Raw genomic sequence first — 1,746 nt, forward strand, 5'->3', positions numbered from 1 at the left:
GCCTAGACTTTATGGCTGCCCTCCGTGCGAGCGCAGCGTGTTCTGGAAAGGAAAGCGGTGTGCTTGGAGGAGTGGCGAAGGCGCGGGTTGCGCGGGATAAACCGTGCCTATCCGCAAGTGCGGGATCACCGCGGGAGCGGCGTCACCAATGAAGAAGCCAACACGCAACAAGCACACCATGAAGCATGAATTACTGTTCGTCGGACTCGACGTCCACGCCAAAAATATCGCCCTTGCGCTCGCCGAAGGAGGTGGCGGCGAGCCCTGCAGCTACGGCAGCATCCCCAACGATCTGCATGCCCTGGAGAAGGTCCTGGCCAAATTGAAGAAGGCCCGTCCCGGGACCGAACTGCGCGTCTGTTACGAGGCGGGGCCAACGGGGTTCGTCCTCGCGCGCCGCTGCGCGCAACTCAAGATCCACTGCACGGTGGTCGCCCCCTCGCTGATCCCGAGCCGCTCCGGCGACCGGGTGAAGACCGACCGGCGCGACGCGCGCAAGTTGGCCCGGTTGCATCGCTCCGGCGATCTGACCGCGGTCCATGTGCCCGACGCCAGCGACGAAGCCATGCGCGACCTCTGCCGCGCCCGGACCGACGCCGTCCAAGGATCTGCGCCGCGGCCGGGCGCAACTGAAAGCCTTCCTGCTCCGCAACGGTTACCGTTACACCGGCAAAAGCGCGTGGACCGAGGCCCACCGACGTTATCTGCGCGAGCTGGTCCTGCCGCATCCCGCGCAACGCGTCGTCCTCGAGGATGCGTTGACGAATATCAGCGGCGCCGGCGAACGCATTGCCCGGCTCGAAGAGCAAATGGCGGCGCTGCTCCTGGACTGGCCGATGCAACCCGTCGTCGCCGCGCTCATGGGCCTGCGCGGCTTTGCGCTCGTCGGCGCCATGGTCCTGGTCAGCGAACTCGGGCAGGCCTGGCGTTTTGACCATCCCCGGCAGCTCATGGCCTACCTCGGTCTGGTGCCCACCGAAAACACCAGCTGCGACAAACGCCGCCAGGGGCGCATCACCAAAACCGGCAACGGCCACGCCCGCTGGCTGCTCGTCGAAGCGGCCCACCATTACCGGCTCCCACCCAAGGTCAGCAAGGAACTCAGCGTCCGGCAGCAGGGCTTGAGCGCCGACGTTAAAGCGTGCGCGTGGAAAGCCAAACCCGGCTCCATCAGCGCACGCGGCAGCTTTGGGCGCGCGGCAAGGAGCGCAACAAAGTCACCGTCGCCGTGGCCCGCGAGCTGTGCGGCTTCGTCTGGCAGATCTTCCGGTTGATGGAGCAGCGGATGAGTCCCGCTAACATCGCCAAGGTCTAAAGAAGGGTCTCGATTATCCTGGGGGGGAACTCCACCCGCTCCCATCCGGCGCCACGTCACTCCCACGATCGAAAGGAAACCCCCATTCACCCAAAGATTACGCAATAACTAACCTAGCAACTGGAACCGAGACCGGGGTCATGGGGCGGCGGTCACGGTGATCAACACTCACGAGGGTCGTTGGAGGCGTGGCGCCCGCAGGGGCTCCTAATCCTCGTGCCTAGACTGTCGAGAGGATCACGGTGAACTAAAACCAAGTGTTAACCAACACACGCATATCAGCCGACCAACCGCAGGGGACACTAACACCCGCCTGACACGCCGCTCCTTCACCCCGGCCACGGCTCCCAAACCTCCTGTCACCTTACTTCCTCAAAGTAATGAAGAACCTCTATTATCCTCTTGCCAAAAAGGCAGCCATATCAACGACC

Annotated in this window: 1 pseudogene; it reads left to right on the top strand. The window is 63.7% G+C overall.

Annotated features, from left to right (window positions below):
* Nucleotides 1–178: 178 nt before the first annotated feature.
* Nucleotides 179–1,315: pseudogene (locus VF632_RS09600) on the top strand (IS110 family transposase).
* The last annotated feature ends 431 nt before the right edge of the window (nt 1,316–1,746 follow it).

This window comes from Longimicrobium sp. (assembly GCF_036388275.1).
Lineage (GTDB): Bacteria > Gemmatimonadota > Gemmatimonadetes > Longimicrobiales > Longimicrobiaceae > Longimicrobium.